This window comes from Streptomyces sp. NBC_01426 (assembly GCF_036231985.1).
Taxonomy (GTDB): domain Bacteria; phylum Actinomycetota; class Actinomycetes; order Streptomycetales; family Streptomycetaceae; genus Streptomyces.
In genome coordinates, this window is sequence record NZ_CP109500.1 from 5102785 (window position 1) to 5126804 (window position 24020).

21 protein-coding genes, 2 tRNA genes and 1 pseudogene are annotated in these 24020 nt (G+C 70.8%); 20 read left to right on the forward strand and 4 right to left on the reverse strand.

Going from position 1 to position 24020, the window contains the following annotated elements:
- Positions 1-88 precede the first annotated feature (88 nt).
- The 5 genes from rplU (at position 89) to galE (ending at position 5058) form a co-directional block, all read left to right on the forward strand.
- Positions 89-409: a 50S ribosomal protein L21 gene (gene rplU, locus OG906_RS22595; RefSeq protein WP_030159347.1), complete on the forward strand. Its 321-nt coding sequence runs from the start codon at positions 89-91 to the stop codon at positions 407-409.
- A 13-nt stretch (positions 410-422) separates the two neighbouring features.
- Positions 423-677 carry a 50S ribosomal protein L27 gene (gene rpmA / locus OG906_RS22600; protein WP_030013081.1) on the forward strand — a complete coding sequence of 85 codons (255 nt, stop codon included), beginning with the start codon at positions 423-425 and terminating at the stop codon, positions 675-677.
- Positions 678-847: 170 nt separating this feature from the next.
- Positions 848-2293 (forward strand): GTPase ObgE, encoded by a 1446-nt coding sequence (gene obgE / locus OG906_RS22605; protein WP_329445302.1) that lies wholly within the window; start codon positions 848-850, stop codon positions 2291-2293.
- A 93-nt stretch (positions 2294-2386) separates the two neighbouring features.
- On the forward strand, positions 2387-4006 hold the full coding sequence (locus OG906_RS22610; RefSeq protein ID WP_329445304.1) for a glycosyltransferase family 2 protein: 1620 nt from the start codon (positions 2387-2389) through the stop codon (positions 4004-4006).
- A gap of 59 nt (positions 4007-4065) precedes the next feature.
- Positions 4066-5058, forward strand: a complete 993-nt coding sequence (galE, locus tag OG906_RS22615) for a UDP-glucose 4-epimerase GalE (protein ID WP_329445306.1) — start codon at positions 4066-4068, stop codon at positions 5056-5058.
- 97 nt (positions 5059-5155) lie between these two features.
- Here galE and OG906_RS22620 read toward each other — a convergent pair whose 3' ends face one another.
- The 3 genes from OG906_RS22620 to OG906_RS22630 form a co-directional block, all read right to left on the reverse strand.
- Positions 5156-7066, reverse strand: coding sequence for a glycosyltransferase family 2 protein (locus tag OG906_RS22620; RefSeq protein WP_329445308.1), 1911 nt, complete (start codon positions 7064-7066; stop codon positions 5156-5158).
- Between the two features lie 136 nt (positions 7067-7202).
- Positions 7203-8372, reverse strand: a complete 1170-nt coding sequence (locus OG906_RS22625) for a glycosyltransferase (protein ID WP_329448098.1) — start codon at positions 8370-8372, stop codon at positions 7203-7205.
- A gap of 62 nt (positions 8373-8434) precedes the next feature.
- Positions 8435-11275, reverse strand: a complete 2841-nt coding sequence (locus OG906_RS22630) for a bifunctional glycosyltransferase/CDP-glycerol:glycerophosphate glycerophosphotransferase (protein WP_329445310.1) — start codon at positions 11273-11275, stop codon at positions 8435-8437.
- Between the two features lie 161 nt (positions 11276-11436).
- Between OG906_RS22630 and OG906_RS22635 the strand changes: the two genes are divergently transcribed.
- The 7 genes and pseudogenes from OG906_RS22635 to OG906_RS22665 all read left to right on the forward strand — a co-directional run bounded on the left by OG906_RS22635 (position 11437) and on the right by OG906_RS22665 (position 17928).
- Positions 11437-12414, forward strand: a complete 978-nt coding sequence (locus tag OG906_RS22635; RefSeq protein ID WP_267798803.1) for a glycosyltransferase family 2 protein — start codon at positions 11437-11439, stop codon at positions 12412-12414.
- Complete coding sequence (locus OG906_RS22640; RefSeq protein ID WP_329445312.1) at positions 12411-12899, forward strand: GtrA family protein; 489 nt, start codon at positions 12411-12413, stop codon at positions 12897-12899. The genes OG906_RS22635 and OG906_RS22640 overlap by 4 nt, the downstream gene beginning before the upstream one ends.
- A gap of 96 nt (positions 12900-12995) precedes the next feature.
- Positions 12996-14123, forward strand: a complete 1128-nt coding sequence (gene proB, locus OG906_RS22645; RefSeq protein ID WP_267798805.1) for a glutamate 5-kinase — start codon at positions 12996-12998, stop codon at positions 14121-14123.
- 42 nt (positions 14124-14165) lie between these two features.
- Complete coding sequence (locus OG906_RS22650; RefSeq protein WP_267798826.1) at positions 14166-14630, forward strand: hypothetical protein; 465 nt, start codon at positions 14166-14168, stop codon at positions 14628-14630.
- A 114-nt stretch (positions 14631-14744) separates the two neighbouring features.
- A pseudogene (locus OG906_RS22655) lies at positions 14745-16058 on the forward strand (glutamate-5-semialdehyde dehydrogenase); the annotation flags it as partial.
- Between the two features lie 78 nt (positions 16059-16136).
- On the forward strand, positions 16137-16691 hold the full coding sequence (locus tag OG906_RS22660) for an SCO2584 family spore wall biosynthesis protein (protein ID WP_329445314.1): 555 nt from the start codon (positions 16137-16139) through the stop codon (positions 16689-16691).
- Positions 16692-16758: 67 nt separating this feature from the next.
- Entirely contained in the window at positions 16759-17928 is a 1170-nt protein-coding gene (locus OG906_RS22665; RefSeq protein ID WP_329445316.1) for an SCO2583 family membrane protein, read from the forward strand.
- Here OG906_RS22665 and OG906_RS22670 read toward each other — a convergent pair.
- The gene (locus tag OG906_RS22670; protein WP_329448099.1) at positions 17909-19009 is read right to left on the reverse strand and encodes a M48 family metallopeptidase; all 1101 of its coding nucleotides are present in this window, start codon (positions 19007-19009) and stop codon (positions 17909-17911) included. The genes OG906_RS22665 and OG906_RS22670 overlap by 20 nt on opposite strands.
- A gap of 141 nt (positions 19010-19150) precedes the next feature.
- Here OG906_RS22670 and OG906_RS22675 point away from each other — a divergent pair, with 141 nt between their 5' ends.
- From OG906_RS22675 to OG906_RS22710, 8 genes are all read left to right on the forward strand, one after another.
- Positions 19151-19318: a hypothetical protein gene (locus OG906_RS22675; RefSeq protein WP_199826412.1), complete on the forward strand. Its 168-nt coding sequence runs from the start codon at positions 19151-19153 to the stop codon at positions 19316-19318.
- A 68-nt stretch (positions 19319-19386) separates the two neighbouring features.
- Positions 19387-20004 (forward strand): nicotinate-nucleotide adenylyltransferase, encoded by a 618-nt coding sequence (nadD, locus tag OG906_RS22680; RefSeq protein ID WP_329445318.1) that lies wholly within the window; start codon positions 19387-19389, stop codon positions 20002-20004.
- Positions 20005-20033: 29 nt separating this feature from the next.
- Positions 20034-21773 carry an LCP family protein gene (locus OG906_RS22685; RefSeq protein WP_329445320.1) on the forward strand — a complete coding sequence of 580 codons (1740 nt, stop codon included), beginning with the start codon at positions 20034-20036 and terminating at the stop codon, positions 21771-21773.
- A gap of 117 nt (positions 21774-21890) precedes the next feature.
- Positions 21891-22337 carry a ribosome silencing factor gene (gene rsfS, locus OG906_RS22690; RefSeq protein WP_053674983.1) on the forward strand — a complete coding sequence of 149 codons (447 nt, stop codon included), beginning with the start codon at positions 21891-21893 and terminating at the stop codon, positions 22335-22337.
- On the forward strand, positions 22334-23038 hold the full coding sequence (locus OG906_RS22695) for a histidine phosphatase family protein (protein WP_385637874.1): 705 nt from the start codon (positions 22334-22336) through the stop codon (positions 23036-23038). Before rsfS ends, OG906_RS22695 begins: the two co-directional genes overlap by 4 nt.
- Positions 23039-23150: 112 nt before the next feature.
- Positions 23151-23223: transfer RNA gene (locus tag OG906_RS22700), tRNA-Ala, on the forward strand.
- 143 nt (positions 23224-23366) lie between these two features.
- Positions 23367-23600, forward strand: a complete 234-nt coding sequence (locus OG906_RS22705) for a hypothetical protein (protein WP_008738908.1) — start codon at positions 23367-23369, stop codon at positions 23598-23600.
- A 233-nt stretch (positions 23601-23833) separates the two neighbouring features.
- Positions 23834-23906 (forward strand) — tRNA-Ala (locus tag OG906_RS22710).
- Positions 23907-24020 lie beyond the last annotated feature (114 nt).

Below are 24020 nucleotides of genomic sequence, written 5' to 3' on the forward strand. Positions count from 1 at the left end.
CGCTCGTCCAATCCGGATCACCGTGGGCCTCGGCCCGCGTGAGCGGCTGGCTTCAGGAGCATCCGTCCCGAGTGAGAGAGAGATCCGCGTGTACGCCATCGTGCGCAGCGGTGGTCGCCAGCACAAGGTTGCTGTTGGTGACATCGTTGAGGTTGACAAGATTTCCACTGCCAAGGTTGGCGACACGGTCGAGCTCTCGACCCTGCTCGTTGTCGACGGCGACGCCGTGACCAGCGACCCGTGGGTGCTGGCCGGGATCAAGGTCCAGGCCGAGATCGTGGACCACCACAAGGGCGCCAAGATCGACATCCTGCGCTACAAGAACAAGACCGGCTACCGCCGTCGCCAGGGTCACCGCCAGCAGTACACGGCGATCAAGGTCACCGGTATCCCCACGGCTGCGAAGTAAGAGGGACTGAGACATGGCACACAAGAAGGGCGCATCGTCCACTCGGAACGGGCGCGATTCCAATGCTCAGCGGCTCGGCGTGAAGCGCTTCGGCGGTCAGGTCGTTTCCGCCGGCGAGATCCTCGTCCGCCAGCGCGGCACCCACTTCCACCCGGGTTCGGGTGTCGGTCGTGGTGGCGATGACACGCTGTTCGCGCTGCAGGCCGGTTCGGTCGAGTTCGGCACGCACCGTGGCCGCAAGGTCGTCAACATCGTTCCGGCCGCCTGATCCAGCTCCTGCTGCATCACACGCGTTCGTAACACCCCGAGGGCGGATCTCAACTCTTCCCGGCGGAAGCCGGGAAGAGAGGTCCGCCCTCGGCGCGTTGTCACATAGACACGTTTAATGGGCGGCAAGGCCTGCCCGGGACATTCCCGTATGTATCTGGAGGAACACCCATGACCACCTTCGTGGACCGCGTCGAGCTGCACGTCGCCGCGGGTAACGGGGGCCACGGCTGCGCCTCCGTTCACCGGGAGAAGTTCAAGCCGCTCGGCGGCCCCGACGGCGGAAACGGCGGCCGTGGCGGCGACGTCATCCTGGTGGTGGAGCAGGCGGTCACCACCCTGCTGGACTACCACCACAGCCCCCACCGCAAGGCCACCAACGGCCAGCCCGGCGCCGGCGACAACCGCTCCGGCAAGGACGGCCAGGACCTGATCCTGCCCGTGCCGGACGGCACCGTCGTCCTCGACAAGGAGGGCAACGTCCTCGCCGACCTCGTCGGCCAGGGCACCACCTACGTCGCAGGTGAGGGCGGCCGCGGCGGCCTCGGCAACGCGGCCCTGTCGTCGGCCCGCCGCAAGGCGCCCGGCTTCGCCCTCCTCGGCGTCCCCGGCACCGCCGGTGACATCGTCCTGGAGCTCAAGACCGTCGCCGACGTGGCGCTGGTCGGCTTCCCGAGCGCCGGCAAGTCCTCGCTGATCTCGGTGCTCTCCGCGGCCAAGCCGAAGATCGCGGACTACCCGTTCACCACCCTGGTCCCGAACCTGGGCGTCGTCACGGCCGGCTCGACGGTCTACACGATCGCCGACGTCCCGGGTCTCATCCCCGGCGCGAGCCAGGGCAAGGGCCTCGGCCTGGAGTTCCTGCGCCACGTCGAGCGCTGCTCGATCCTCGTGCACGTGCTGGACACCGCCACCCTGGAGTCCGACCGCGACCCGGTGGCCGACCTGGACGTCATCGAGGAGGAGCTCAAGCTCTACGGCGGCGGCCTGGAGAAGCGCCCCCGCCTCGTGGTCCTGAACAAGGTCGACATCCCGGACGGCCAGGAACTCGCCGACATGGTCCGCCCGGACCTGGAGGCGCGCGGCTACAAGGTCTTCGAGGTCTCCGCGGTGTCCCGTACGGGGCTCAAGGAGCTCTCGTACTTCCTCGCCGAGGTCATCGCCAAGGCCCGCGCCCGCAAGCCGAAGGAGGAGGCGACCCGCGTCGTCATCCGTCCGAAGGCCGTCGACGACTCCGGCTTCACCGTCACCTACGACGAGGTCGAGGACGTCTACCAGGTGCGCGGCGAGAAGCCCGAGCGCTGGGTCCGCCAGACCGACTTCAACAACGACGAGGCCGTGGGCTACCTCGCCGACCGCCTCGCCCGCCTCGGCGTCGAGGAGGCGCTGAAGAAGGCCGGCGCCCGCGCCGGTGACGGCGTCGCCATCGGCTCCGACGAGAACTCCGTCGTCTTTGACTGGGAGCCGACCGTGATGGCCGGCGCCGAGATGCTGGGCCGTCGAGGCGAGGACCACCGCCTGGACGCACCGCGCCCGGCCACCACGCGCCGCAAGGACAAGGAAGCCAAGCGCGGCGACTCCGCCCAGCAGGAGTACGACGAGTTCCGCCCCTTCTAGGACATGTCCGGATCCTGACGGCGGTCCGCCGCCGTCAAGGGTCCGACGGGGGTCTTGAGGCGACCTTTACCCGGGTCGCCTAGGATCCAGCGGGTGACCAGCATCAATCCCGCCACCGTCTCCGTCGTGGTGATCGCGTACAACGACGCCGGGCTCGTGGGCGAGGCCGTCTCCTCGGCACTCGACCAGGGCCCGGTGGTCGACGAGGTCATCGCGGTCAACGACGCCTCGTCCGACGACACCGGGCGGGTCCTGGACGAGCTGGCCGCGTGCCACCCCCGCCTGAAGGTCCTGCACCGCACGGAGAACAGCGGCGGCTGCGGGACCCCGCGCAACGACGGGATCGCGGCCGCGACCGCCCCGTACGTCCTCTTCCTCGACAGCGACGACGTCCTGCCGCCCGGCGCGGCGGACGCCCTCGTGCGAGCCGCCGAACGGCACCGCGCACCGGTGACGGTCGGCGCGTGCGTACGGCGCGAGCTGCCGCAGCGTCAGGACGTGCCCTGGGTGCCGGGGCTGTACACCGCGGGCGACGTCATCGAGCGGCCCGCCGACCGGCCCGAACTGGTCCGCGACACCCTCTGCGTCAACAAGCTGTACGCGCGCGCCTTCCTCGACGAGCACGACCTCCGCTTCCCGGACGGCCGCTTCGTCTACGAGGACTTCGTCTTCACCGCCCGCGTCCTGGCCGCCGCGCCCCGCGTCGCCGTGATCGACGACCTCGTCTACGTCTGGCACGTGCGCCGGTCCGCCGCCCAGGTGTCGATCTCCCTCGACCGCAAGGACGTCGCCAACTGGCTGTCCAGGATCGAGGCGCACCGCACCGCGGCCCGGATCCTCACCGCCTCGTCCCCGGAACTGGGCCACGCCTGCCAGGTCAAGTTCCTGGAGTACGACCTGCGCATGTACCTGCGCGAACTCGGTGACGACCCCGACTACCAGGCCGCCTGGTGGACGGCGACGCGCGAGTACCTCGACGGGTTCACGGACGCCGACGTCGAGGCCGCCGGGCCGCACGCGCGCTGGATCGTACGACTGTTGCGGGCCACCCCGAAGCCGCCCGCCGACGTGGAGCGGCTGACGCGCTTCGCCGCCGAGCCCCCGCGCCTGCTGCCGCCGTACGCGAGCACCCCGGAGGGGCTGCCCGTGTGGAGCGAGGAGCTCCCGGTGGAGCTGGACGGGCTGGCGACGGTGCCGACCGGGGAACTCCCCGTCACCGTCGACGCCCGCCTGAGTGGAACCGCGGGCCTGCGGATCCGCGTCCACGACATGTACGGACGGCTCGCCGCCGCCGGGCCGCGCACCGCGTGGTTGGGCTTCCAGGCGCGCTCGGGCGGGGAACCGGTCCTCGGCGAACCCGTGGAGCTGACCCCCGCGACCGACGGGGACGGCTGGACCGCCGAGCTGCCGTTCCGGCTCACCGCGCTCGCGGAGGCCGGACGACGACGCGGCGGACGCGGCATGCAGGCGTGGGGTGTGCAGATCGGAGTGCGGTGTGAGGACGGGAGCTCCCTCGTGATCCCGCCGCGCCCCCTGGACGACCTGCTGCGACGTCGGGCGCTGCCCAGCAGCCGGTACGGTGTTCTGCTGGCGCAGCCGTACCGCACGGCCGCAGGTTCACTGGGCGTGCGGCTCGCACCGGGCGCGGCCGGGGCCATGAGCCTCGTACGCAACCGCCTCGGCAGGGTCAGGGCAAGCCTTCGGTCGGGCTGACAGCAGGACACCGGTCGCAGACGGCCGGCGGAATCGGACAGGACTCGGGAGAACACGGCATGACTTTTCTGATCACCGGTGGCGCCGGCTACATCGGCTCGCACGTCGTCCGCGCGATGAGGCTCGCGGGGGAGGACGTCGTCGTCCTCGACGACTTGTCCACCGGCAACGAGAACCGCGTCCCGGACGGCGTCCCGCTCGTGATCGGCTCGGTGCTGGACCGGCCGCTCCTGGACAAGACCCTCGCCGAGCACCGGATCACCGGCGTGGTCCACCTCGCCGGCAAGAAGCAGGTCGGCGAGTCCGTCGAGAAGCCGCTGTACTACTACCACGAGAACGTGCAGGGCCTCACGGTGCTGCTCCAGGCCGTGGCCGAGGCCGGCATCCGCAACTTCCTCTTCTCCTCCTCCGCCTCCGTCTACGGCATGCCCGACGTGGACCTGGTCACCGAGGACACCCCCTGCCTGCCGCTGAGCCCGTACGGCGAGACCAAGCTCACCGGCGAGTGGCTCGTCCGCGCCGCCGGCAAGGCGCACGGCATCTCCACCGCCTGCCTGCGCTACTTCAACGTGGCGGGCGCCGCCACCCCCGAACTCGCGGACACCGGGGTCTTCAACCTCGTCCCGATGGTCTTCGAGCGCTACGAGGCCGGCGAGGGCGCCCGCATCTTCGGCGACGACTACCCGACCCCGGACGGCACCTGCATCCGCGACTACATCCACGTCGAGGACCTCGCGGACGCCCACGTGGTGGCGGCCCGCAGGCTCGCCGAGTGGGGCGCGCAGGGCGAGTACAAGGACCTCACCGTCAACATCGGCCGCGGCGAGGGCGTATCCGTCCGCGAGATGGTCGAGCTGCTGAACGCCAACACCGGCAACGACTTCGCGCCGGTGGTCACCCCGCGCCGTCCCGGCGACCCGGCGAAGGTCGTGGCCTCCGCCGACAGGATCGCCGCCGAGCTGGGCTGGAAGGCCCGCCACGACGTCCGCGAGATGATCACCTCGGCGTGGGCGGGCTGGCAGGCCAACAAGGTGGCGGCCGCACAGCGCTAGGCCCCGTCGGCCCCTTCGTCCGCTTCGGACATGCCATCGGCCCGCCGCCCCGAGGGGCGGCGGGCCGATGTGCGTTTCAGCGAAACCGGTGCGCGTGTCAGCGGGCCGGCGCGCGCACGATCCGGGAGACCGTCCGGCGGGCGTGCCGGCCGAGCCGGCGGTGCAGCGGCAGCGGCACCCGTACGGTGAGCGCGGCCCCGTCGGCCGAGTGCACCGGCAGCTCCCGGGTGAAGCCCCGGTCCCGTATCCGCAGCCTCACCTGCCACTCGCCCTCCGGCACGCCCCGCACCTGCGACCGCAGCCGCAGCAGGCCGTCCGGATCGGCGCCGCCCACCGCCGGGGTGGTGAACGGGGCCCGGCCCGGCGCGTGCAGCACGAAGTCCACCGGGGCGTCCGCCGGCCAGCCCGGTATGGTCGCCGTCGCCTCCAGGACCGGGGCGCCCACGACCCGCGCCGCGGCCGTGCCGCGCGCGTCGGCGGCCAGCGGTATCCGGGTGGCGCCCAGGTCCAGGTTCACGTGCTGGTGCGCCTCGGAGTGGAACACCGTCGCGGCCTGCGGAGGCTCCCCGGGCGTGCCGTGCACGATCCGGGGCACCGGCGCGGCGTCGTACTCGGCGGCCTTCGGCCGCGGCAGCCAGGCCTCCTTGACGAGGGAGCCCGCCGCCACCGCGACCCGTACGGTCCATATGCCGTCGTCGAGCCGCAGGCCCTCGGCGGCCCGGTTGACGTCCACCGCCGCCTCGTAGCCGCCCCGCGCGTCGGTCCGCGCCGCCGGTATCCGGATGGTGTGGCCCTGGCGCCGCAGCAGCAGCGCCACCTCCTGGTCGGCGGCGCCGCCCATGCCGTCGAGCCGGGCCGTCCCGCGCAGCCGCAGCACCGGACCGTCCCAGCTGTACGAGGCCAGCTCCTGCCGCAGCACCACCCGCGAGGTCAGGTCGTACAGCTCGTCGGGGAGAGCGGCGTCGGGGGCCCGGAAGAACGGGTAGGCGGCGAAGGCGCGACCGCCCTCGATCACGGCGGGACCCAGCTCGTCCACGGTGTCGGCGGTGACGACGGCCGTCAGCTCGCGGGTACGACCCGCTCCGATCAGATGGGCGCGCAGCCGCAGCCGGGGCGGCAGCGCGGCGCTGATCCGCTCGGTCAGGTAGGCCTCGACGAGCGGCCGGGCCGCCCGGACCAGCGCCTCGCGGCCCGCCTCGTCGCGGGCCAGGTACGGCTCGGCGAACATGCCCAGCACCTCGCCGTGGAAATGGCGTTCCATGAGCTTGTCCCGCTCGCGACCGGCCGGCACGTGATCGGCCACCAGCTCCAGCAGCTCGCCGACGTAGGCCAGCTGCGCCACCCAGTCGACGTCCTGCTCGGTGGCGTTCGTGCCGTCGCCGCGCCCCTCCAGGAAGTAGCAGTCGTGGTCGGCCACCACCGATATCCGCCGGGCGTGCAGCAGGGCGTGCGCGCCGAACGGGAGGTCCTCGCCGAGCAGCCGGCCCTCGGCGAACCGCAACCGGTGGGCGTCGACCAGGCTGCGTCTCCACAGCTTGTAGGCGGCGAGCGTCCAGTACACGGGGGAGTCGTGGAGGGAGACCTCGGCGCTGGTGGTGCGCAGGTCCACCGGGGCGGCCCGCCCGTTGATCCCGACGATCCGCCCGTACACGACGTCGGAGTCCTGCTCCTCGGCCATCCGGACCAGCCGTTCCAAGGCCTCCGGGCCCAGGTAGTCGTCGGAGTCGAGGAAGAACAGGTAGTCGCCGCTCGACGCGTCGATGCCGACGTTGCGCGGCTTCCCGGCGCCACCGGAGGCGGCCTGGTGGATCACGGTGGTGTTCGGGTGCCGCGCCGCCCAGGCGTCCAGCCAGTCCCCGGAACCGTCGGTCGAGCCGTCGTCCACGGCGATGACCTCGATCCGGTCCGCCGTGAGGGTCTGGGCGGCCACCGAGTCGAAGCAGCGGCGCAGGTAGCGCCGGGTGTTGTGCACGGGTATGACGACGCTGACGCTCGCGGGGGAGCCCATGGGCGGTTCCTCGGATCGGCGGGATGACATCGGCTGCTCGGCCGCTTGCCCCTTGCGTCGAGGGTACGTGGACGGGCCACCCCCGAGAAGGGGATGGCCCGTCGTCGTGCTCTGCTGTTCGCGCCGTGCCCGCAGGTCAGCGGTGCAGCAGCGTGAAGAGTTCCTCCCAGCGCCTGCTGATCTCCTCCGTGGAGTACCGCTGGATGTCCTCGCGCGCCCGCTCGCCCATCCGGTCGCGCCGCTCGCGGTCGGACATCAGCGCGTCCAGGCGGCGGGCGAACTCGCCGGTGTTCCCGGGCGGGGCGATGAGGCCGTTGACCCCGTCGGAGATGATCTCGTGGACACCGGGGGCCACGTCGAAGGCGACGCAGGGCACCGCGGTCGCCATGGCCTCCATCAGGGCGAGGGGGAAACCCTCACCGCGCGAGGACAGGGCGAACACCGCGCTGTCGCGCAACGCGCCCGGCACGTCGGAGGTGCGGCCCATCCACTCCACCGAGGAGGAGATCCCCAGCTGGGCGCACTGCTTCTTCAGCGCCTCCTCCTCCGGACCCGAGCCGTAGAGCGTCAGCACCCACTCGGGATGCTTCGGCGCCACCTCCGCCCAGGAGTCGAGGAGCATGTCCACGCCCTTCTCCTCGTGCAGCCGGCCGATGCTGACCACGCGCTTGGCGGTCCGCAGGGACGGCTCCTCGGGGAAGAACGGCAGCGGGTTCGGCATGGAGCCCACGTTGTCCATCCGCTGGCGGATCCACAGGTCCGCGTCCTCGCGGGTCAGGGCCAGCATCCGGTCCACGTTCTTATAGAACCGCTTGACCCGACCGAACCGGGAGGACCTGCGGCAGGTCTCGAAGGACTCGTGGCTCATGCCGACGAGCTTCAGACCGGAGGTGTCCGCCATGGCCACCCACTCCATCGCCCAGACCTGGCTCACGATGACCACGGCCCCCGGGCGGGCAGCCCGGAACAGCGCGGTCAGCTTCGCGGCCTGCGCCCGCATGCCCGCGTCGCGCGCGGCCCGGCGCCGGCGCTCGATGATGTCGAGCTTGCCCTTCAGGCCCCTGAGGGCCTTGATGGAGGGCGGGTGCACGTCGTACAGGGTCGTGGTGCGGTACGGCAGGTCCTCGCCCAGGTCGGCGCGCCGCCCCTCGGGGGCCGGCACGATGCCCACCACGTGGACGGTGTGTCCGCGCTCCGAGAAGATCCGGGCCATCTGGTGGGACCAGCTGGTGATGCCGCCCAGCTCGTCCACGCTGTTGGAGACCAGGAAGATGTCCCGGGGCACGCTGTCGTGCGTCTCGGTCATCGCCGCCCCACTCGTTCCGGTCGCGGGGTTCGTCACGGTCGTCGTCTCGATCACCTCGGACATCAGCGGCTCCACCCGGAGAAGAACGTGTCGACGATCCGCTCGGCGGCGTTGCCCCGGTCGTACTCGCCGAACTCGGCCACGAAGCGCTTGCGGGCCTCGGCGTGCGCATCCTGCGACGCGTCGAGGCTCTTCAGGACGTCGTGGAACTCCTCCTCGGTCCGGAACACCGGCCCCGGGGCGTGCTCCACCAGGTCGAAGTAGGTGCCGCGCTCCTCGTGCACGTACGCGTCGTAGTCGTACGCGAAGAAGAGGATCGGCCGGTCCAGCAGCGCGTAGTCGAACATCACGGAGGAGTAGTCCGTGATCAGCGCGTCGGACAGCTCCATCAGCGGCATCACGTCGTGACGCGCGGACACGTCGATGACCTTGCCCTTGGCCGTCGGCGGCAGCACCACGTGGTTGAGGTAGTGCGCCCGGACGAGCAGGACGTACTGGTCACCGAACTCCTCGGTGAACTTCTCCACGTCGAACGGCATCGGGAACGCGCCCGGCGTACGGAACGTCGGCGCGTACAGCAGGACCTTCTTGTCGGCGGGAATGCCGAGCTCGGCCGCCAGCGCACCGCGCTCGCGGCGCCCGTCCGGCGCCACCTCGGCCTGCCGGGCCCGCACGAGCGCGTCGTTGCGCGGGTAACCCACCCGCAGCAGCTTCGTGTCGGCGATCCGGAAGGCCTTCGCGAGGGTCCGCACGTCGTGCTCCGAGCGGCACACGAAGTGGTCGAAGCGACCGAGGTGCCTCTCCTCCGCGGCCTGCTGGGCGTGCGTGGCCGCCTTCAGACCGGGCTGGTCGAAGCCCATCTTCTTGAGTGCGGAACCGTGCCAGGTCTGGATGTACGTGGTGTCGGGCCGCTTGGCGAGCTTCAGCGGGTAGCTCTGGTTGTCCACCCAGAACTCCGCCCGGGCCAGCGCCTTCAGGTAGGGCAGCGACCAGCGGCGCACCAGGTGGGCGTCCGCGGGGAAGTCCTTCGGGCTGCCCGCGTACGACCAGAACGCCTCGAACTCCAGGCCGCGGCTGCGCATCTCCTCGTAGATGGCGCGCGGGCTGTCGCTGTACTGCTTGCCGAGCATGCTCTCGAAGACAATGGTGCGCTTCTTCACGGGCAGCCGGCCGTAGACCTCGTGGAAGAGGCGCAGCTTGGTCTTCTCCGAGGTCAGCGTCTTGCGCAGCTCCTTGGCGCGGCGGTAGCCGGCCTTGGCCAGCTTGCCGGGCCTGCCGCGCACGGCGCTCTGGATCAGTTCCTCGATCCGCTCGTTGTCGTGCCGGGCGGAGACCAGCCGGAAGGCCAGGTGGCCCTTGGCCGTGGGCTGCGGCTCGATGTGGTCCGCGACCAGGCGGGTCAGGCGCGGCTTGACGGGCAGCAGACCGCTGCCGAGCTCGCTCTCGCCGATGGTCAGGCGCGTGTTGGTCTTCGCGCCGTCGACGTCCAGGATCACGCGGACGTCCCAGACGGAGTCGATGATGCCCAGCGGACGGAGCTTGGCACTGAGGTCGACGTCGGCTTCCCAGGAGATGGTGCTGCCCTCGTTGCGCAGCGCCTTCACGGGGAAGACGAACGTCTGCAGGCTGCGGCGCCGGGCCCGGAACTCGACCTGGCCCTTGATCTTCGCCTCGGGCCTGATGACGCCCAGCGGGTTGGTGATGCGGCCCGCGAGTCCCACGGTGCCGTCGGTCTCCGTGTAGCGCGTCAGCTCGTTGCGCAGGAACAGTTCCCGGATCGGCTTCTGGTGGTAACCGAGGTCCGTGACGTCGAGCACGCTGCGGGCGAACTCGTCGTCGAGGTGCTCGGCGCACCAGTAGATCCGGCCGTCCTTCTTGGCGAGCGGGGAGGACACCTTGTTCCGGTGGATCAGGGTGTCCACGGCGGGCAGCAGGTTGTCCCAGTCGCCCTGCTGGAGCAGGTAGGCGCAGATGGCCTGGATGGGCTGGACCCGGGTGTACGCCTCGCGGTCGAGACCCTCCAGGTAGCCGCGGGAGAGCTCGGCGAACTCGCGCCGGTAGGACTCGTCGCGGAACGGCAGGTCACGCAGGTGCAGCACGAGGTCGTGCTTGAGGAACTTGACGTCCTTGGCCGTCTGCATCTCGGTCATGCCGCGCTGCGCCAGGAGGGCGTCGATCCGCCGGTGGATCTCCAGCCGGTGGATGTAGTTGGTCATCTCGTGCCGGCGGTTGGTCACGGACTTGACCTTGGCCTGCGCGTAGACGTTCCAGAAGTACACCTGGTTCGGGATGAGGGTGATCTTCTTCGCGGCGAGGTAGGCCTCGGCGATGAACATCAGGTCCTCGTACAGCATCCCCTTCGGGAAGAGGAGGTTGTTGTCCAGGAGGAAGTCGCGGCGGTAGCACTTGTTCGTGGACAGGGTGTCCCACACGAACAGGTCCGGCAGCTCGCTGACCGAGTTCAGGGTGCGCGTGGTGCGGTACAGCCACGCGTACCACTCGTCGCGCTTCTGGTTGCGGGTGTCCTTGTGTACCCGGACGCACAGTCCCGAGACGATGTCGGCGCCGGTCCGCTCGGCGGCCTCCAGCATGTTGCGGCAGGCGTTCACCTCAAGGACGTCGTCGCTGTCCAGGAACATGACGTAGCGGCCCTCGGCGTGGCCGATGCCCACGTTGCGGGGCTCGCCGCCGGCGCCGCTGTTCTCGGGCAACTGGTAGGCACGCACCCGCCCCGGGTGCGCTGCTTCGAGTTCCTTGGCGACCTCGAAGGAACGGTCCTTGCTGCAGTCGTCCACGATCACGACTTCGACCCCGTGCAGGGTCTGGTCCAAAACCGACTGGACGGCTGTCGGCAGACGCTCTGCGTCGTTGTAGACGATGACGACCACGGAGACGTCAGGCACGTGCACCTCGATCCCTTTGTTCCATTGCGTTTATCCCGACAAAGCTACCGTGTGCGGCACTCGACTCGGGCAGCGCGGCTCGGCCGTGCATACTTCTCAAGAGGTGGTGGTGTCGAGTCAGTCGTCGACAATCACCCGTTCGGATCCGGCAGGAAGTGTTCATGACCAAGCTGTCCGTAGTTGTTCCCTGCTACAACGAAGAAGCCGTCATCGACCGCTTCGACGCAGAGATCCGCAGGGTTCTCGACACCCTGCCCATCGAGTACGAGGTTTGCTACGTCGACGACGGTAGCCGGGATGGGACGCTCGAAAAACTCCGCAAGATCGCCGCGGACTACGGCGACCAGACGCGCTACGTCTCCTTCAGCCGTAACTTCGGCAAGGAGTCGGGCATGCTCGCCGGACTGCGCGAGGCCACCGGCGACGCCGTGGTGATCATGGACGCGGACCTCCAGCACCCGCCGGAGCTCATCGCCACCATGCTGGAGCACTACCGGCAGGGGCACGACCAGGTCATCGCCCGCCGCACCCGCGAGGGCGACAAGAAGGTCCGCTCCGCGCTCAGCCGCCTGTACTACCGAGGCGTCAACCGCTGGGTGGACGTCGAGCTCACCGACGGCGTCGGCGACTTCCGGCTGCTCTCGCGCCCCGCCGTGGACGCCCTCCTCGCGCTCCCCGAGTACAACCGCTTCTCCAAGGGACTCTTCTCCTGGATCGGCTTCGACACGGTCCACTTCGACTACCGCAACGCCCAGCGCGAGGCCGGCGAGACGAAGTGGAAGTTCGGCGCCCTCCTGAACTACGGCATGGACGGGTTGATCTCCTTCAACAACCGTCCGCTGCGGATCGGGATCTGGCTCGGCGTGTCGTTGGTCGCACTCACCGGCCTGTACGCCCTGTGGACCACCGTGATGGCGATCACGTACGGGGTCGAGTCGCCGGGTTACGTCACGCTCGTGGCGCTCATCACCGGCCTGGGCGGCGTACAGATGATCATGCTCGGGCTGATCGGCGAGTACATCGGCCGCATCTACTACGAGTCCAAGCGCCGCCCGCACTTCCTGGTCAAGGAGGCGCACGGCGCGGAGCGGGTGCCCGGGGTCTCCGAAGCCGTGATCTCGGAGCGCAGCCGCCGATGACCTCGAACGTCCCCGCCCCCGGTCACCCGCCGGTGACCGGGAGCGCCCCGGCGCCCCCGAGCACCCGACGGGAACAGCTGGGGCAGATCGTCCGCTTCGGCCTGGTGGGCGGCGTCAACACGGCGACCTTCTTCGGCATCTACCTGCTCCTGCACCCGTGGATGCCGTACTTCGCCGCGTACACGCTCGCCTTCCTGCTGTCGATGGTCGGCTCGTTCTTCATGAACACCTACTTCACCTACCGGACCCGGCCCACGTGGAAGAAGTTCGCCCTCTTCCCGCTGACGAACATCACCAACTACGTGATCCAGTCGGTCGGCCTGTTCGTCCTGGTGCAGTGGGCCGGCATGGACGACCGGATCGCCCCGCTCGTCGCCGCCGTCGTGGCCATCCCGTTCACCTTCCTGCTGTCCCGCAAAATCCTGGTGCCGGGCGCCGCGGCCGCGGCGCAAGCCGGTCCGGCCCGCGGTTCGTCCACCCTCTGAAACCCGCGCGCGGCCCCCACGGGCCACCCCGTAGATTGAGTTCCCGGCGCTGCGGCAAGGCGCCGGGAACATCAGGCAAGGGGCAAGGGGACAGACGTGTCAGCGGCTAGGCAGAGCGTCGTGGACGCCCGCAGGATCGTGGTCAAGGTCGGCTCCTCCTCCCTGACCACCGCCACCGGCGGGCTCGACGCGGACCGGGTGGACGCCCTGGTCGATGTACTGGCCAAGGCCCGCAGCGGCGGCGAGAAGGAGATCGTCCTGGTCTCCTCCGGCGCCATCGCCGCCGGACTGTCCCCGCTGGGCCTGCGCCGCCGGCCCACCGACCTGGCCCGCCAGCAGGCCGCCGCCAGCGTCGGACAGGGCCTGCTCGTCGCCCGGTACACCGCGTCCTTCGCCCGCTACGGCGTCCGCGTCGGCCAGGTCCTGCTGACCACCGACGACACCAGCCGCCGCGCGCACTACCGCAACGCCTACCGGACGCTGGACCAGCTCCTCGCCATGGGCGCCCTCCCGGTGGTCAACGAGAACGACACCGTCGCCACGGACGAGATCCGGTTCGGCGACAACGACCGGCTCGCCGCCCTGGTCGCCCACCTCGTCCGCGCCGACCTGCTCGTGCTGCTGTCCGACGTGGACGGCCTCTACGACGGCGACCCCGCGCTCCCCGGCACCACCCGCATCGACGAGGTGCGCGGCCCCGAGGACATCGCGCACGTCTCCATCGGCAGCGCCGGCAAGGCGGGCGTGGGCACCGGCGGCATGGTCACCAAGGTCGAGGCCGCCCGCATCGCGGCGGCCGCCGGCATCCCCGTCGTCCTGACCTCCGCCAGCCAGGCCACCGACGCCCTCGCCGGGCGCGCCACGGGCACCCTCTTCCACTCCACGGGCCGCCGCTCGGCGGACCGGCTGCTCTGGCTCCAACACGCCTCCACCCCCCAGGGGCACCTCGTACTGGACGACGGGGCGGTCCGCGCCGTCACCGAACGCGGCAGTTCCCTGCTGGCCGCCGGGATCGCCGGCGTCGAGGGCGACTTCGTCGCAGGCGATCCGGTCGAGCTGCGCGCCACCGACGGCCGCGCCGTGGCCAGGGGGCTGGTCAACTTCGACGCCAAGGAACTCCCGCAGCTCCTCGGCCGCTCCACTCGCGAGCTCGCGCGGGAGCTCGGACCCGCGTACGAGCGGGAGGTCGTCCATCGTGACGATCTGGTCCTGCTGCAGGGCTGAGGTTCGGCAAAACCGCCGCGCGGCCGGCCGAGGACTGGTCAACTGTGTGGGGCGGACACGCGTAGCGCAGACAGGAGGCGGCTGGTGAGACGAGCGCTGACCAGCGTCGGCACCGGGGACGGTGACGGCGGCGTTGGCGGGGGCGGCAACGGGGACGAGCCGGACACCTCTCGCCTCTGGCACGTCACCCTGAGCGTCTCCGGCAAGCCGGCGCCGTTGTCCGAGGTCCGGCGCGGGCTGGAACAGCTCGCTCACGACCATCCCTTCCTGCTGACCAGCCGGTACGCCGACGACCACGCCGAGATCCGGTACTGGGAGGAGGCCCGCGACCTGCACGACGCGGCCGCCGTCGCCCTGCGGCTCTGGGGCGAGCACCGGTCCTCCGCGCAGCTCCCGCCCTGGGAGATCGTCGGCCTGGAGGTCATCGACCGCGCGACCTACCACCAGCGCGTGGCCGAGGGGTACGGCCCGCCCCCGGCCCACCCGGTGGGCGTGCACCCCTACTGAACGCGAGGACGGGCCCGGGGAGGGCCCCCGCGCGACGCCGCCGCCCCGCGCCGGCCCGGTGCGCGGCGGGCCGTCGCGCGGGGGTCCGTCTCGCGGGGTGAAACCCCGTCGGTCCGGCCGGTACCGGGGCTTACCCTGGGCCGCATGACCTCGCTCGACGACGCCACCGCAGCCTCCCCCGTGATCGCCACCGCGCAAGCCGCCCGGACGGCCGCCGCAGCCATCGCCCCACTCCCGCGGTCCGCCAAGGACACGGCCCTCCTGACCATCGCGGACGCACTGGAGGCCCGTACCGCGGAGATCGTCGAGGCCAACGCCCTCGACACCGCCAAGGCCCGGGAGGCGGGCACGAGCGAGACCGTCATCGACCGTCTCACCCTGACCCCCGAGCGCATCGCCGCGATCGCCTCCGACGTCCGCGACGTGGCCGCCCTCCCCGACCCCGTCGGCGAGGTCGTCCGCGGCTCCACCCTCCCCAACGGCATCGACCTCCGCCAGATCCGGGTACCGCTCGGCGTCGTCGGCATCATCTACGAGGCCCGCCCCAACGTCACCGTCGACGCCGCCGCGTTGTGCCTCAAGTCCGGCAACGCCGTGCTGCTGCGCGGCAGTTCCTCCGCCTACGCCTCCAACAGCGCGCTCGTCGCCATCCTCCGAGACGCCATCGCGACCGCCGGACTGCCCGCCGACGCCATCCAGCTCGTCCCCGGCGAGTCCCGCGACTCCGTCCGCGAGCTGATGCGCGCCCGCGGCCTCGTCGACGTGCTGATCCCGCGCGGCGGAGCCTCGCTCATCAAGACCGTCGTCGAGGAGTCCATCGTCCCGGTGATCGAGACCGGCACGGGCAACTGCCACGTCTACGTCGACGCCCAGGCCGACCTCGGCATGGCCGTGGACATCCTCGTCAACTCCAAGGCGCAGCGCCCCTCGGTCTGCAACTCCGCCGAGACCCTCCTGGTCCACCGGGACATCGCCGCCGCGTTCCTGCCGCTCGCCCTCGACGCCCTCGCCGACGCCGGAGTGACCGTCCACGGCGACGGCGAGGTCCTCGCGTACGCCGAGGGTTCCAAGGTCACCGCACTGCCCGCCACCGACGAGGACTGGGCGGCCGAGTACCTGTCCTACGACATCGCCGCGGCCGTCGTGGACTCCCTCGACGACGCCGTCACGCACATCCGCCGTTGGACCTCGGGGCACACCGAGGCGATCGTCACCACCTCGCAGGCCGCCGCGCGCCGCTTCACCCAACTGGTCGACTCGACCACGGTGGCGGTGAATGCCTCCACCCGCTTCACGGACGGTGGTCAGTTCGGCTTCGGCGCGGAGATCGGCATCTCCACGCAGAAGCTGCACGCCCGGGGCCCGATGGGCCTTCCGGAGCTCACCTCCACCAAGTACATCGTCACCGGCGACGGTCACGTTCGGTAGTCGGACGGGGAACTCCGGGTGCCCGGGAATTCGGCGGACACCCTGCCCAAAGCGGCCCCCCAGGTCTACGCTGGTCCCGTGCCGGACGACGTGGGGGGCAAGCCGTTCCCGGACGACGGGGAGCCCGACGACGACCGCGGAGGCGCGGATCAGCACTTCGCCTCCGTGGTGTTCGACGAGGCCTTCGTCCGGAACGCCGAGATCCATGAACCGAGCGCGGCCGAGCGGCAGCGGGCCGCCGACCGGGCGCGTGCCGAGGCCGAGGCCGCACGCGTGGCCGGCGGCTGGACGACCGAGGACGACCACGACGGGTACGCCTACGGCCACCCCGACGGCTACGGTCTCGACGAGCCCGGCTGGGAACACGGCCCCTACGGCCGCGGCTACGCCGAAGGGCCCTACGGGGCCTACGGCGGCAGCATGCGCCCCTACCGCGGCCGGGCACCCTGGCTGCGCCCCGTCGCCTGGGTGCTCGCCTTCGTGATGGGCCTCGGAATGATCGCCCTCGCCTTCAGCGCCGTGTACCGCAGCGCCTCAGGAGACGCGGACCACGCACCCGCCCCAGCCAGCACCCCGCAGCGCGAAGTCACCGGCGTCGGAGCGTTTACGTACCCCGTCGGCCGCCAACCCTGAAAGTACGCCCCGCTTGCGTTCACCGGATCCGGGGGCTTCTCTGAAGCGGGGACAGCGGGGAGAAGCGATGGCCGTTCCAGGAGACCCACCCAACGGCGCCCCCGACGGCATCGGCGAGGGCGATGACGAGTTCCGGCCGGACGAGTACCGGTCGGTCGTGTTCGACGAGGACTTCGTGCGGGCCGCCCGCCTCCAGGAGTACTCCGCCGAGGAACGCATGGGCGAGCACGCCCGGGCGGTCCGCAGCCGGTCCATCTGGTCGGGAAGCGGCTCCTCGGGCCACCGCGACGGCACACCGAGCCGCGGCGCCCGACAGGGCCTGCTGCTCGTGCTCCTCATCGCCGCGGCCTTCGCGGCCGCCGTCTACATGGGCCTGCGCAGCCCGTACGTGCCCGCGCCCGGGACGACCGCGGAGCCGCTCGCGGCCACCGTCGTCCCGCTGGCACCGACCACCGTCGTGCCCGGCGGGAACCCGGCCGATCTGTTCGCGAAGAGTCCGGCGGCCGATTACCGCATCGGGGCGGCCGGGATCACCCTGCCGGCCGTACGCCGCACCCACCATTTCAGCGAGAGCCAGATCGTCTCCGCGCTGTCCGTCGCCAAGGACTACCTGGTGCAGTCGGGGCTGGACCCGGACGTCCTCGCCGGGGCCGCCACCCGGCCCGTACGGGTCCTCCTCGACCCCGACCAGCTCGCGCAGTTCGACCGGAGCATGACCGCGCCCGTCGGCGACGGGCGGCACGCCGCCACCGGATGGCTGGTGCGCTTCGACCCCGCCGTCGCCGCCGTGGCCGACCCCAGGGTCCGGGTGAGCGGCACCCTCGCCTACCAGGAGATCTCCTCCCAGGTGCTGGAGATCACCACCGACCACACCTTCGTCTACGTCGTGCGCGCCGCCGGCGGGCAGCCGTCGGCCGCCGACGGCGCCTCGCTCTTCACCGTCCGGCGCGAACTGCGGCTGCGCCTCGACCGCGAGGACCTCGTCGCACGCCGGGCGGAGCTGGCCTCCGCCTACGTGATGGCAGGCCCCCAGGACTGCGCCTCCGAGCCCGCGGCGGGCTTCCGGCCGCTGCTCGCCGGGGCCGCGCCCACCACCGTCGGTCCGGCCGCGAGCGACCCGTACGCCTCCGGCCACCCGCGGCGCGCCGCCGGGCTCTGCGGGGTCCTGGCGCCGCCCACGAACCCCCAGGACCCTCCGCCGGCAGCCGTCGGCCCCGTCAGCCCGGCTGCTCCGTAGCGCCGCCGGGGGAGCCCTTGCCCTCGCCGGCGCCCGCGGAACCGTTCGCCGCGCCGGCCCCGGCCCCGGTGAACTTGTCACGGAGCTTGCCGCCCAGGTCGCCCGCACCGCCGGCGAGGTCGCCGACCAGCTTCATCAGCGGGTCCTTGCTGGTGCGCACCGAGTCGGCGTAGTGCGAGGCGGACTGCCGGAAGGTATCGCTCACCGAGGCGTCCTTGTCCTCGTCCCGCCGCGGGTAGTGGCCGTCCATGATCCGCTGGTAGTCGCGGTTCTGCGACCACTTCTTCAGCTCGGCCGCGCGGACCGTGGTGAAGGGGTGCGAGCGCGGCAGCACGTTGAGGATCTTCAGCACGGAGTCGCGCAGGTCCCCGCTCGACTCGTACTCCTCGGCCTGGGCCAGGAAGGCGTCCACGTTCATCTCGTGCAGGTGGTTGCCGCCCGCGATCTTCATCAGGCCGCGCATCGAGGCGTTCACGTCCTGACCCACCAGCAGCCCGGCCCGGTCCGCCGACAGCTCGGACTTGCGGAACCACTCCCGCAGCGCGGTGACGAGCGCCATGATCGCCACATTGCCCAGCGGGATCCACGCGACCTTCATCGCCAGACCCGTCAGGAACAGCAGCACCGTGCGGTAGACGGCGTGCCCGGACAGCGCGTGCCCCACCTCGTGGCCCACGACCGCCCGCATCTCCTCCTCGTCGAGGAGTTCGACGAGCCCCGTCGTGACGACGATGATCGGCTCGTCCAGCCCGATGCACATGGCGTTGGGCTTCGGGTCCTGCTGGACGTACATCTGCGGGACCTTCTCCAGGTCCAGGATGTAACAGGCGTCCCGCAACATCCCGTGCAGGTGCGGGAACTGGGTCTCGCCCACCCGCACCGACTCCGACAGGAACAACAGCCGCAGGCTGCGCTCGGGCAGCAGCCCGCTCAGGGCCTTGAACACCGTGTCGAAGCCGCTGAGCTTGCGCAGCGCGACCAGCGCCGAGCGGTCCGCCGGATGTTCGTACGCCCGCGAGGAAATGCCGGGGAACCTCCTGCGGTTCCGCGCCGGCACCTTCTCGAAACCGGTGTCCGTCATCTTGCCCTCCCCCTTGATCGACCTGTCCGCTTCTGCGTCCATCCTCTCCAACGTCCGAGTCGGCGTGAGCGTGCCCAAGGGCCCCGCATACGATGTGAGCGAAGTCTCCGCCCGGTCCCCGACTCGATAGGTATCTGCCTGATGAGCCTCTCCACCACCGCCCACAACCTGGTCGTGCTCGCCTCGGAGGGCGGCGCCGAGCACGGCGGCAACCACGACAGCCTGAGCCCGTACCTGACCGGTGGCGGCGCGTTCGTGATCCTGCTGCTGATGCTCTGGGTGACCACCCGCCTGAACCGCGACCGCTAGAGCGGCCTCGCGCACGCGCTCGCACGCGGGTCTCTCGCCGCCTCACCGGGCCAGTAGGCTCTGCGCTCATGGGAGAGCAGGAAATGCCTACCGGCCCGGTCAAGCGCCGGCTCGGCGTGATGGGCGGGACATTCGACCCGATCCACCACGGACACTTGGTCGCCGCCAGCGAGGTGGCCGCCCTCTTCCACCTCGACGAGGTGGTGTTCGTACCGACCGGCGAGCCGTGGCAGAAGTCGCAGCGGGCCGTGTCGCCCGCCGAGGACCGTTATCTGATGACGGTCATCGCGACGGCCTCCAACCCGCAGTTCTCGGTGAGCCGCATCGACATCGACCGCGGCGGCCCCACCTACACGATCGACACCCTGCGGGACCTCAAGGCGATCAACGACGACGCGGACCTGTTCTTCATCACCGGCGCCGACGCCCTCGCGCAGATCCTCACCTGGCGCAACGCCGACGAGCTGTTCTCGCTGTCGCATTTCATCGGCGTCACCCGTCCGGGTCACGTGCTCACCGACGACGGGCTGCCCGAGGGGGGCGTCTCCCTCGTGGAGGTCCCCGCGCTGGCGATCTCCTCCACGGACTGTCGCGCGCGGGTCGTCAAGGGCGATCCTGTCTGGTATCTGGTGCCGGACGGTGTCGTGCGCTACATCGACAAGCGTGAGCTGTATCGGGGAGCCTGAGCTTCCGGTTTCGGAGAGAGGGGCCCGCGGTGAACGACCGACAGGATCCGTACGACCCGTACGCAGCCCGGGAGCAGCAGCTCATCGGCTATGACGCGTACGGTCAGCCGGTGTACGGACCGGTGCCCGCGCAGCCCGCCGCCCAGGCGCCCCGGTACGAGCAGCAGCCGGGCACCTCATACGAGCAGCAGCAGTATCCACAGCAGTACCGGCAGCAGTACGAGCAACCGCAGCAGTACGGCTACGACCAGCAGACGTACGGGCAGCAGCAGTACCAGGAGCCGCAGCAGACCTCCCCGGGCGACCCGGGCCGGGAGTACGCCCGGGAGCCGTACGCCCAGGCCCCCGACCAGGGGTACGACAGCCCGCAGGCCCGGCAGCAGACCCGGCAGTGGATCCCGCAGCAGGGCGCCCCGCAGGCACCCGCCGAGCCCGATCGGGCCCCGGAACCCGCCGCGGCCCAGGTCCCCGAGCCGCGCCGGCCCGACACCGGATCCGAGGAGGAGCGGGATTACCACACCGGGATGTTCGCCTTCATCGACCAGCCGGACGAGGAGTCCGACGACGTCATCGACTGGCTCGCCTTCACCGAGAGCCGCACCGAGCGCCGCGAGGAGATCCGCCGCCGGGGCCGCAACCGGGTGGTCGCGCTGATCGTCGTCCTCGCCCTGTTCGTCGTCGGAGGCCTCGGCTACCTCTGGTACGCGGGCAAGATCCCCTTCCTCGACGGCCCCGACGCCAAGAAGGGCGCCGCGGCCGCCCCCGGCGCCCAGAAGCGCGACATGATCGTCGTCCACGTGCTCAACACCAAGAAGGGCGGCACCTCCACGGCGCTGCTCGTCGACAACGTCACCACCGAGCGGGGCGCCACCGTGCTGGTGCCGAACACCCTCGACCTCCCCCAGGCCGACGGCGCGGGGATCACCCTCGGCACGTCCGTCGAGGGCGGCGGCCTCGGCACCAAGGACGCGCTCGACTCGGTCCTCGGCACCCACATCGGCGGCACCTGGCGCCTGGACACCCCCTTCCTGGAGAGCCTGGTCGAGCTGATCGGAGGCATCGAGGTGGACACCGACACGGCGGTCCCGGCCGATGACAAGGCCAAGACCCCGGCGGTGGGCAAGGGCCCCAAGCAGAGCCTCAACGGCGCGATGGCCGTGGCGTACGCCACCCACCGCGGCCAGGGCGAGCCGGAGGCCCGGCAGTTGGACCGGCTGGGCAAAGTGCTCTACGCGGTCCTGCGGAAGATCCCCGCCGACCCGAAGGCGGCGGCCACCACGGTCGAGAGCATGGGCCAGATCCTGGACCCGGCCCTCGACGCGCAGAACCTCGGCGGCCTGCTGTCGCGGATCGGCGAGCACGCCAAGGTGGGCGCCTACCGCACCGACGTCCTCGGGCTGAAGCCGGACGGCGGCCTCACCGACGAGGCCAACAAGAAGATCGTCAAAGAGGTCCTCGGCGGCTCCGCCACGGCCGCGCAGCCCGGCGCCACCCCCCGGGTGGGTCTCAAGGACGCCACCGGGAACGAGAAGACGCAGAACGCGGCGAAGGCCGCCCTGCTCAACGGCGGCTACACCTTCGTCGACGGCGGCAAGGCCGACGACACGGCCGCGACCTCGCAGATCACCTACCAGGACGACGCCCAGCGCGAGCGGGCCGTCGAGGTGGCCAAGACGCTGGGGCTGCCGGAGACCGTCGTGAAGAAGGCCGAGAACGTCGTCAACGCGGACGTCGTGGTGGTCCTGGGCCGGGACTACAAGGCGTCCTGACGCCCCCGATCCGGCCCTGAGCTGTGATTTCGCCCGCGTGGAACGTTCCGCGCGGGCGGGGTCGGCGGTACATGAGACCCTTGTAAGGATCTGCCCGCCAACCCGAAAGCATGGCCAGTGACCGCCACGGACCGCTCCATCGAGCTCATCACCGCCGCCGCCCAGGCCGCGGCCGACCGGCTCGCGCACGACATCATCGCGTACGACGTCAGCGATGTGCTGTCGATCACCGACGCCTTCCTGCTCGCCTCCGCGCCCAACGACCGCCAGGTCAAGTCGATCGTGGACGAGATCGAGGAGCAGCTGCTCAAGAAGCTCGGCGCCAAGCCGGTGCGCCGTGAGGGCGACCGCGACGCCCGCTGGATCCTGCTGGACTACGTCGACATCGTCGTCCACGTCCAGCACAGCGAGGAGCGCGTCTTCTACGCGCTGGAGCGCCTGTGGAAGGACTGCCCCGAGATCGAGCTCCCCGAGGACGCCAAGCTCACCATCGGCAAGGCCGAGGAGCACGCCAAGCTGCGCGAGGCGCAGGGCGACGACGAACTGGACGGTGATCTGTTCTGAGCGGGACCGACACGGGCACGACCGCATCGACCGGGACGGACGCCTCGTCCGGCTCCGGATCGGGCAGGACCGGCAGGAAGATCGTCCTCTGGCGACACGGCCAGACCGCGTGGAACCTGGAGCGCCGCTTCCAGGGCTCCACGGACATCGAGCTGACCGAGACCGGTGTGGCGCAGGCGCGCCGCGCCGCCCGGCTGCTCGCCTCGCTGAAGCCGGACGCCATCGTGGCCTCCGACCTCCGGCGGGCCGCCCACACGGCCGCCGAACTGGCCGCCGTCACGGGGCTCGCGGTGCAGCACGACGAGGCGCTGCGCGAGACGTACGCCGGCGAGTGGCAGGGCCTCACGCACGACGAGATCCTCGCGAAGTACGGCGAGCAGTACGCGGCGTGGAAGCGCGGCGAGCCCGTCCGCCGCGGCGGCGGGGAGCTGGAGACCGAGGTCGCCGACCGGGCCGCCCCGGTCGTGCTGCGCCACGCCGACCGGCTGCCGCAGGGCGGCACGCTGGTCGTGGTCAGCCACGGCGGCACCATCCGCACGACCATCGGCCGCCTGTTGGGCCTGGACTCGTACCACTGGGAGGGTCTCGGCGGGCTCTCCAACTGCTGCTGGTCCGTCCTCGGCGAGGGCGCGCGCGGCTGGCGTCTGATGGAGCACAACGCCGGCACGCTGCCGGAACCGGTGCTCGGCGACGACGACTGAGCGCTGCTCTCGGAGGCTTCCACCCGGATTTCACTTTCCGGCTGGTCACAGGCTAGAGTTCTTCTTGTTCGCAGCGCGGAACACCGGAAACGGGGGAAGCGTGGTGAAGAGCGGGGCTATAGCTCAGTTGGTAGAGCGCCTGCATGGCATGCAGGAGGTCAGGAGTTCAATTCTCCTTAGCTCCACAATCAGGATCCCGTCCCCAACTGGGGGCGGGATCCTTGCGTTTGTTCCTTTTGCGTCGGCTGACCTGGCCCGTACCGGCATGGCAGAATCGGACGGCCGGAGGGGGACACGACGGCCCGACGCGGGAGGGAGTCGCTGACGGATGGGTGCACACCGGCGGCGGTGCGACTGGTGCAACAACGGCACGCCGATCGTGCGTGACATGGACCCGGTCAATCCCGACTACCAGTACTGGTGCGAGGAATGCGCCCGGGCGCTGATCATAAAAGGCGACCCGATCGAGACCTACCGCGAGCTGGAAGGGGAACCGATCTATGGCCGCCTGCTCGACGAACACTGCACGCTCAAGCGGTTCTACCAATTCGCGAGAGCGTGACCCGCGTCGCGGACGCGAGCAGTGCGACGGGTGCGACGCGAGCGACCGGCGAGGCACGCGTGGCCCTCGGGGCGCGCGTGGCCGGTATGGCGTGAACGTGTGACGGAGTGGAGCATGTCGGACATGGCCCGAGGTCGCGGAAACCGATTTTTGGACCAGGGCCATGACCGTGTAATGTTTGGGACGTCGCCAAGGGGAACCGGCAAGGGAAACCGAAACGACAAGCACAACAAGGGGCTATAGCTCAGTTGGTAGAGCGCCTGCATGGCATGCAGGAGGTCAGGAGTTCAATTCTCCTTAGCTCCACAGTGAAAGAAGCGGGCCACCCGGATCGGGTGGCCCGCTTCTCGTTGTGTCCGCACGTCGGAAGGGCCGAGCGGCCCTGGGGGGCGCTGCGGTACCCTGACGCCATGCGTGCCG

Bases quoted from the DNA above. Each gene is read 5' to 3' on its own strand.
- rpmA (WP_030013081.1), top strand. From the start codon at position 423: ATGGCACACAAGAAGGGCGCATCGTCCACTCGGAACGGGCGCGATTCC.
- obgE (WP_329445302.1), top strand. From the start codon at position 848: ATGACCACCTTCGTGGACCGCGTCGAGCTGCACGTCGCCGCGGGTAAC.
- galE (WP_329445306.1), top strand. From the start codon at position 4,066: ATGACTTTTCTGATCACCGGTGGCGCCGGCTACATCGGCTCGCACGTC.
- OG906_RS22620 (WP_329445308.1), bottom strand. From the start codon at position 7,066: ATGGGCTCCCCCGCGAGCGTCAGCGTCGTCATACCCGTGCACAACACC.
- OG906_RS22625 (WP_329448098.1), bottom strand. From the start codon at position 8,372: ATGACCGAGACGCACGACAGCGTGCCCCGGGACATCTTCCTGGTCTCC.
- OG906_RS22635 (WP_267798803.1), top strand. From the start codon at position 11,437: ATGACCAAGCTGTCCGTAGTTGTTCCCTGCTACAACGAAGAAGCCGTC.
- OG906_RS22640 (WP_329445312.1), top strand. From the start codon at position 12,411: ATGACCTCGAACGTCCCCGCCCCCGGTCACCCGCCGGTGACCGGGAGC.
- OG906_RS22665 (WP_329445316.1), top strand. From the start codon at position 16,759: ATGGCCGTTCCAGGAGACCCACCCAACGGCGCCCCCGACGGCATCGGC.
- OG906_RS22670 (WP_329448099.1), bottom strand. From the start codon at position 19,009: ATGACGGACACCGGTTTCGAGAAGGTGCCGGCGCGGAACCGCAGGAGG.
- OG906_RS22675 (WP_199826412.1), top strand. From the start codon at position 19,151: ATGAGCCTCTCCACCACCGCCCACAACCTGGTCGTGCTCGCCTCGGAG.
- nadD (WP_329445318.1), top strand. From the start codon at position 19,387: ATGGGAGAGCAGGAAATGCCTACCGGCCCGGTCAAGCGCCGGCTCGGC.
- OG906_RS22705 (WP_008738908.1), top strand. From the start codon at position 23,367: ATGGGTGCACACCGGCGGCGGTGCGACTGGTGCAACAACGGCACGCCG.